Genomic DNA, 7,951 nt, shown 5'->3' with positions numbered 1-7,951 from the left:
CCTCTTCACCCCAGCCGAATGTGCCAATTACTTCAAAGCCGCAGGATATGAACCGGATTAAACAGGACGTGCTCTAGCGCCGAAGACCCAGAAGGCAGCGATCGACAAGGTCAGCTGGTCGACGGTGCTCCAGATCGCCGGCATCATCACCTATGTCGGCGTCATGGAGAAGATCGGCACGATCGACTACGTCGCGCAGGGCATTTCAAGCCTGGGCATGCCGCTGCTGGTTGCACTCCTCCTCTGCTTCACCGGCGCCATTGTATCGGCATTCGCCTCGTCCACGGCATTGCTGGGAGCCATCATTCCACTGGCCGTGCCGTTCCTCCTGCAGGAACAGATCAGTGCCATAGGTGTGGTTGCCGCGATCGCGATCTCCACAACCATCGTTGACACCAGTCCGTTTTCGACCAACGGTGCGCTGGTCGTCGCCAATGCCCGGGAAGAAGAGCGCGAGAGCGTGCTGAAGACGTTGCTGATCTACAGCGCGCTCATCGCCATCATCGGTCCTGTCATCGCCTGGCTGGTTTTCGTGGTCCCCGGGGTAGTTTGAACGGTCGGCCGCTTCCCGGACATTCCCAATCAGTCTGGCCGTTCCGGTGCAATTTGACCGGCGGCCAGGCTGGATCCCGAACCTGATCTGGTCGGCGTCAACAAGAAAAACGGCGGCGCAGGCAGAACTGATTCCAAGCAGCCGTTGGATAGGGTGCCCCGCCCGGCTCGGCTACGTGACCCCGCTCATGCGGGCGAGGGCGCGTAGCGGCTGCCCAGCGAATAGCGGCTGCCGACGTAGATGAGCTTGTTGACGGTGGCGACCGCCGCGCCTGACCAGGTCCGCCGATGCAGGAGCAGGCAGGGGGCGCCTGGCCGGATCATCAAACGGCCGGCGGCCACCTCGTCGGCGGCGACGGCCGAGATCACGTGCTCCACTTCCGTCAGCGGCGTCGCCCGCTGCAGATAGTCGTAGGTGGTGGTCGCGACAAAATTTTGCCGGTGGTAGTCCGGTGCGAGAGCCGAATTGACGAAGCGTTCCTCAAGCTGGACGGGCACATCGTCCTCGAAATGCACGATGATCGAATGGGCGACCGGTCTGCGGCGCATGAACTCGAAGGCGACAATGAGGTCCAGTGCCGGGTCTCGGATCTTCTCGAGCACGACGACCTCAGCCCTGTGGCGTCCACCGCGCGCGGCGATCTCGCCGGCGATGTTCCTGATTTCGATGAGGGCAGATTGCGGTTTCGGCGGCGCCACGAAGGTGCCTACGCCCTGGATGCGCAGGAGGTGGCCTTCCGAGGTCAGTTCCCTCAGCGCCCGGTGCACGGTCATGCGCGAGACGCCGAGCGCGCTGACCAGTTCGTTTTCGGAAGGCAGCCTGCGGTCCTTCGGCCATTTGCCGCTGCCGATGTTGCCAAGCACGTAGTCCTTGACCTTTTCGTAGAGCGGTCCGGCGGTTTCGGGAAGCTTGATCATCGCCCTCTCTCCATTCGGACGATGGTCTTCAGGCCGCCGCTCGCGCCTGCGATCAGGCGCTGGTAGGCGGCGGGGATTTCATCGATCGCGATCTCTTCGGACACGAAGCGCGACAGCGCGGGGGCGAGATCACCAAGCATCGCGACGGCCGGCGCAAACTCGTCGGCGAAGGCGTGGCAGCCGACCAGCGCGATCTCGCGTTCGACCAGGAGGTTGGGGTCGAGGTCGAGGCGGCCATGCGAGATGCCGACCAGCGCCAGCGTGCCACCGCCGGCCAAAAGATCGAGCAGCCGCGCCATCACCGCCACGTTTCCCGTCGCGTCGATGGCATGGCGCAGGTTGGGATCGGAGGGCAGGGCGTCCAGGTCGACGACGGTCGCGCCGCTCACGTCGGCCACAAGATCCGCACGCGCCGCATTGCGGTCGGCGACCAGCACCGGCCTCTCGCCGTGCCGCGACAGGAGCAACGCAGCCAGCCCGCCGATCGGGCCGCAACCGGCGATAAGCACCGGCGCCCCGGCTGGCGCCGACAGCCGCCGAACCGCGTGCAGGGCGACCGCCAGCGGTTCCGCCATAGCCGCTATCGCGGGATCGAGCGCCGGGTCGTGATGCAGGAGCAGCCGCGCCGGCAGCTCCGTCTCTTCCGCGAAGCCGCCGTCGCAGACCTCGCCTATAAAGCCCAGTGTGGCACAGACATTGTGCAGGCCGGCCCGGCAAGCAGGACATTCGCCGCACCAGAAACGCGAATCGGCGACCACCCGGTCTCCGCAGGCCAACTGGGACACGCCGGCCCCCACGGCGGTGACTTCACCGGCGAACTCATGTCCAACGACGCTCGGCGCGCGGCTGATCCACTGACCAGTACGGAAGTTATGGAGGTCGGAGCCGCAGATGCCGGCGGCCGTCACCCTGAGCCGCACCCAGCCGGGGCCTGGTTCGCCGGGAGATGGTACATCCTCAACCCGCAGATCGCCCGCCGCATGGAGTCTGGCCGCCTTCATCATCCGCTACCGCACCAGATATCGGTCGCGCACGTCGGAGACGGCGTGTTCATGCGAGGAGAAGCCTTCATAGCGGGCAAGTGTGCGGGCATGGCGGGCGAATTCCGGATAGGCCGCCGCCGTCACGTAGCCGATCGAAGTGCGCTTGACGAAATCCGTGACCGAGAGCGGTCCACAAGTACGCGCCCAGCGGCTGGTCGGCAGCACGGCGTTGGGGCCCAGCCCGAAATTGCCGATCGAGACCGGCGTGTGCGGCCCCATCAGGATCTCGGCGGCTTCGGTGATGTGGCCAAGGTGTGCGAAGGGATCGGTGGAGAGTATCTCCAGATGCTCTGGTGCGTAGTCGTTGATGAAGCGGTAGCTCTCCTCGATCGACGTCGTCAGCACGATGCCGCCACAGGCGCCGGTCAGCACCGCGGTGGAGAACGCGACCCGCTGCTCGGTCATGCGCGCCCAGTGCTCCGGCAGCGCCGCCAGTGCCTCCTCCGCCACGCGGCGGCTGTGGGTCACCAGATAGGCCGACGAGTCCGGCCCGTGCTCCGCCTCGATGAGGAGGTCGAGCGCGGCCAGTCCGCCATGCACACTGTCGTCGGCGAGGATGATCGCTTCGGACGGACCGGCGGGAAGGCCGGGATCGATGACTCCGGCAAGCAGCCGCTTGGCCGCAACCACCCAGGGGCTGCCTGGACCGACGATCTTGAGCGCGGCCTTGATCGTTTCCGTGCCGTAGGCGACCGCAGCGACCGCCTGCGCGCCGCCGCATTTGTAGACCGTCTCGACGCCGGCAAGGCGCGCCGCAACCAGTGTCGCTGCGTCCACCGAACCATCCGGCGCCGGCGGCGTCATGATAGCAAGCTCCGGGACGCCCGCCACGACGGCGGGCACTGCGGTCATCATTGTCACCGAAGGGAACGCCCCCTTGCCGCGCGGGACATAGAGCGCCACCGAGCGGATCGGCGTGAAGCGGTCCCCGGCATAGGCGCCGGGCCGCATTTCCTTAAGCCACATGGCTTCCGGCTTCTGCTCTTCGTGGAAATGGCGGATGTTGTCGATGCCGAAGCGAATGGCGGCGACCACGTCCTCGTCCACCATGCCGAGGGCGACGTCGAACTCGGCGGGGCGGACCTTCAGCCGCGCGGCATCGAGATCTGCCTTGTCAAAGTCGCGGGCGAAGCGGACGAGCGCGGCGTCACCTTCTGTTCGGACCGCCTCTATGATCGGTGCGGCCTTCTCCATAAAGCCAGAGAGATCGGTCTCTGAGCGTCGCATTAATGCCGCACGACTTGCGGCGTCGATCTGGCTCAAGTCGTGGAACGATACGTTTGGCATAGGATTTCCCTTTGCGCCCGGCAGGCCTCATTTCGATTTCAGGAAGATGTCGAGCCCGACCAGCCTGTCGAGCAGGAAGATGGCGACAGCCGAGCAGGCGATGAAGACCACGGAGATCGCCGCAAGGTCCGGTGTGATGATCGAGCGGATGGAATTGTAGATTAGCACCGGCAGCGTCACGATGCGCGCATCGACGAGCAGCAGGCTGACCAGGAACTCGTTGAGCGCAAGGATGAACATTAGCAGCGAGCCGGTGATCACCCCCGGCATAACCGCCGGCAAGGTGACGGAGAAGAACACCTGGAGCGGCGGCGCGCCGCAGTTGGCGGCGGCCAGTTCCAGGTCCGGGTCAAGTCCGGTGGCACTCGCCGTGACCGCCCAGATCATGAAGGGAAGGTTGATGACGCAGCAGGCGATGCCGACCGGCCAGAGCTGGCCGAGAATGCCGGCGTTGCCGAAAATCAGCATGAGGCCGATGCCCGATCCGATCAGCGGGATGGTGAAGGGCAGCAGCAGATAGATCTGGATCGTCTTCTCAAAACGCACAGCATATTTCGCCAGCGCGATGCCAGCCAGCGTGCCCACGGGAATGGCAACGATCGTACAGACCGTTGCGACATGGAGCGTGCGCAGGAAAGCGTTGCGCAGGTCGGAGGCCTGCGAGATGCGCGCGTACCACCGCAGCGACAGCCCGTCCGGCGGAAACGTGATGATGTTGCCGCCGGTGAAGGAAGCGCCGAGCACGACGATGGTCGGCGCCGAAAGCGTCACCAGGGCGATCGTAACCAGGGTCCACAAGACAACGGATTTGCTGCGCGAGCCGCTCACACCCGTGACCTCCCCATCGCAAGCGTTCCGGCTCCGAACAGCGCGAACACGAGGCCGACAAGGATTGACCCCATCGCGACCAGCATAAGTGCCAGCGTCGCGCCCAGGCCCTGATCGGACGTTCGGAAGAACTGATCGTAGATGGCGTTGGCGATGAAGTCCTGCGAGCCGCCGCCAAGGATCGCGGGGACTGCGAAATCGGTTAGCGAAAGCGTCAGCACCACCACTCCGGCGCCGATGAAGCCCGGACGAGCGAGTGGCAACACGACATGGATGAACGTGCGAACCCAGTTCGCACCGAGCGATCCAGCGGCCGCCTCCAGCTCTTCGGGAATGGCTGTGAGTGCCGGCGCAAGCATCAGCACGGCAAACGGCAGCATGTACTGGACGAGGCCGAACAGCACGGCGGGATAGTTGTAGATGAGCCGCATAGGGGCGACCCCGACAAGGCCGAGCGCCTCGTTTACCATGCCCTGATTGCCCAGGATGATCAGCCAGCCATAGGCACGCACAACCTGGCCGATGAAGAAGGGCAGGAACAGCGCAATCAGCAGGAATTTGCGCAGTCCTGGCGAACGCGTGCGCACCATCAGATAGGCGTAGGGAAAGGCGAAGACGAGCGTCACTGCGGTGACGATCAGGGCGGCAACGAGGCTGCGCTGCGCGACAACGAGGAACAGCGGCTCCGTCAGTGCGCGGCGGAAATTGGCGATGGAATAGTCGTTCGAGAATTGGAAGGTGGTGGTGTCGAGCGTGCGCAGGCTTGCATCCGCGATCTGGATGAGACCGAGCACGAGCAGTCCGACAAGCAGCACCGCCGGAAGCAGCATCAGATAGGGCGTAGCGCGCCGGAACCGCGCCGGCCAGATGGCGGCGGCAACGCCTTCCAGCGCATCCATGGTGCGCCATTTGAGGGGATAGGCTGTCTTGGTTGCCCGCATAAAAAGTCCGTACCCGACAACGTGAAGGAGCCGGTGCCGCGCATGCGCAGCACCGGCCGCCCCGCGTCAGCCCTGCATGATCGCCTTGAACTTGGAAAACCACTCGCTCTCATTCTCGACCTGGATCTTCGACGAGATGCGGATGAGGCGCTTAAAATCCGCTTCGGTGGTCGGATAGGACGGATCGCCCACCAGATCCTTCGGCGGGGTGAGGCCCGGCACCACACCCGGCAAACCAAGCCCATCCAGCCAGACCTGCTGCGCTTCCTTGGTCAGCGCATGGTTGATGTACTGCTTGGCCCAGTAGAGTTCGTTTTCCGGCAGGCCCTTGGGAATCCACAGACCATCCGTGTCGAATTTCGCACCCTCCTCCGGCACGACCCATTCGATTTTCACGCCGTTCTTGCGGGCCTCTCGGGCGTTGGTCGAGATGGTGCAGGCGGCGTCGATCTCGCCGTTCTGGAACCAGGTGGTGAAGTCGGGATCCTCGCCGAGCAGCGGCTGCTGCGCCTTCATCTTGGTGATGAAATCCCAAGCCGGCTGCATGTTGCCGGGTATGTCCTCCAGCTTGCCGCCACCGGCGACCTGGGCTGGGAAATGGAAGCCGATGCCGTCATTGTAAAAGGCAAGCCGGCCCTTGAACTTCGGGTCGAGCAGGTCTTTCCAGGACTTCGGCGGTCCGTCCGGGAATGCCGCAGGCCGATAGGCAAGCACATAGACATAGCCGTAGGTGTTGACGATCGGGAAGCCTTCCAGGCCGGCCGGCTTGGCAAGGTCCGTCACATTGGCGAGGTTCGGCAGGTCGGAGAGGTCTTCCGTGACCCCGCGCAATGCCGACTTCGTGGCATTGGTGGTGGTGTCCCAGTTGATGTGGATCGGCGGGACGCGGTTTTGCGCCACGGCCGCCCAGACCTTTGGCTGGATCTCGTTGTCTTCGGTCAGGTCGTGACGGACGGCAATCCCCGTCATTTTGGTGAAGCTGTCGGACACGCCGGCCTTCAGGCTGTCCACCCAGCTGCCGCCCCAGGCGCGCACGATGATCTCCGCCGGCTTTTCCGGTTCCTGCGCATAGGCGCCGCGCAGGCCGAGCACCGAGGCGCCGCCGAGCGCGGCTGTGGCCTGAAGGAAGGTTCTGCGGGAAAGATGGGATAATGTCGGCTTGAAGCGCTTCATCTGCATTCTCCTCTGGGTTTGACCGGTTTCCGGTTCTATCGAAAAACAAGCATGTCCCTGGCATTCCACCCCAGGAACACGCTTTCGCCTATGTCGAACTGCGTGTGCGCGGCGGGATCATGGTCGAAAACGCGCATGACCTCGTCGCCAATCGCGGCGCAGGCTACCTCGTAGACCATGCGCTCGCCTTCGAAGATCGTGTCGGTGACAGTCCCGGCCAGCACGCAATCGAGCTTCGACAGCTGAGCAGCATCGCCGGCGAGACGGATCTGTTCTGCTCGGATCGCTCCCGACGCCTTGCCGCCCTCGATGGGTGGATTGACCGGATCGCCGACCTTGCCGGCAAGCATCAGAGCACCGCGAAGGATGGAGACGTCGCCCCCTTCCGATACGGACCGTACCGTACCAGCAATGAAGTTGGTGACGCCGATGAAATTGGCGACGAAGGCGTTGCGGGGCTGACGGTAGGTGTGGATCGGCCGCGCCTTCTGCTGGATCTCGCCCTGATCCATGACGACGATGTCGTCGGAAACCACCAGCGCCTCGCGCTGGTCATGGGTGACGTTGATCGTGGTGACGCCGAGCTCGCGCTGGATGCGGCGGAATTCGAGCTGCATTTCCTCGCGCAACTTGCGGTCGAGTGCAGCCAGCGGCTCGTCGAGAAGCAGCAGGTCGGGCTCGAACACGAGCGCGCGCGCGATCGCGACGCGCTGCTGCTGTCCGCCGGAAAGTTCGTGAATGCGCCTGCCGCCGTAGCCCCCGAGGCGGACCAGCGCGAGATATCGCTCGACGCGTTCGGGAATGGTGCGTGCGTCGCGCCGACGCATTTTCAGAGGGAAGGCGACATTTTCAGCCGCCGTCATATGGGGAAACAACGCAAGCCTCTGAAAGACCATGCCGATCGACCGCTTGTGCGGTGGCACTGCGCTCACCGCTTCGCCATTGATGAAGATCTCGCCGCTGCTCGGAGTCTGGAAACCGGCGATCATGCGCAGGAGGGTTGTCTTGCCGGACCCCGAGGGCCCGAGAATGGTGAGGAAGCGGCCCTTCGGCAGATCGAAGGACGCATTCTTGACGGCATGAACCCCATCGAAGTCCATCCCGACGTTGCGGACCGTGACCGCGATTTCCCTGTCGCCTTCCGCTTCGCGCGAAGCTGTGGCTCGGAAAGGCTCCTGCATTGTGGTTCCCCTTTTTTTCGCCGGTCGC

The 7,951-nt window shown here is 64.2% G+C and carries 7 protein-coding genes and 1 pseudogene; 1 reads left to right on the top strand and 7 read right to left on the bottom strand.

The annotated features are described in order from the left end of the window. Positions 1-73: 73 nt before the first annotated feature. Positions 74-553 (top strand): annotated as a pseudogene (locus AC0L25_RS28545) (SLC13 family permease); the annotation flags it as partial. Between the two features lie 185 nt (positions 554-738). Here the strand turns inward: AC0L25_RS28545 and hutC are convergent. The 7 genes from hutC to AC0L25_RS28510 form a co-directional block, all read right to left on the bottom strand. Then, a complete protein-coding gene (gene hutC, locus AC0L25_RS28540) occupies positions 739-1,470 on the bottom strand; it encodes a histidine utilization repressor (RefSeq protein WP_473598536.1) in 732 nt (243 codons plus the stop codon). After that, positions 1,467-2,471: a zinc-dependent alcohol dehydrogenase gene (locus AC0L25_RS28535; protein ID WP_473598538.1), complete on the bottom strand. Its 1,005-nt coding sequence runs from the start codon at positions 2,469-2,471 to the stop codon at positions 1,467-1,469. The genes hutC and AC0L25_RS28535 overlap by 4 nt, the downstream gene beginning before the upstream one ends. 6 nt (positions 2,472-2,477) lie before the next feature. Next, positions 2,478-3,800, bottom strand: a complete 1,323-nt coding sequence (gene hisD, locus AC0L25_RS28530) for a histidinol dehydrogenase (RefSeq protein WP_473598535.1) — start codon at positions 3,798-3,800, stop codon at positions 2,478-2,480. A gap of 27 nt (positions 3,801-3,827) precedes the next feature. Further along, entirely contained in the window at positions 3,828-4,628 is an 801-nt protein-coding gene (locus tag AC0L25_RS28525; protein WP_287098327.1) for an ABC transporter permease, read from the bottom strand. Further along, positions 4,625-5,569, bottom strand: coding sequence for an ABC transporter permease (locus AC0L25_RS28520; protein ID WP_473598534.1), 945 nt, complete (start codon positions 5,567-5,569; stop codon positions 4,625-4,627). Before AC0L25_RS28520 ends, AC0L25_RS28525 begins: the two co-directional genes overlap by 4 nt. A 66-nt stretch (positions 5,570-5,635) precedes the next feature. Further along, positions 5,636-6,742: an ABC transporter substrate-binding protein gene (locus AC0L25_RS28515; protein WP_473598533.1), complete on the bottom strand. Its 1,107-nt coding sequence runs from the start codon at positions 6,740-6,742 to the stop codon at positions 5,636-5,638. A 35-nt stretch (positions 6,743-6,777) separates the two neighbouring features. Beyond that, entirely contained in the window at positions 6,778-7,923 is a 1,146-nt protein-coding gene (locus tag AC0L25_RS28510) for an ABC transporter ATP-binding protein (RefSeq protein WP_473598532.1), read from the bottom strand. Positions 7,924-7,951: the final 28 nt, after the last annotated feature.

The organism is Mesorhizobium sp. WSM4813 (assembly GCF_055811555.1).
This window is presented reverse-complemented; position numbering and strand designations above follow the sequence as displayed.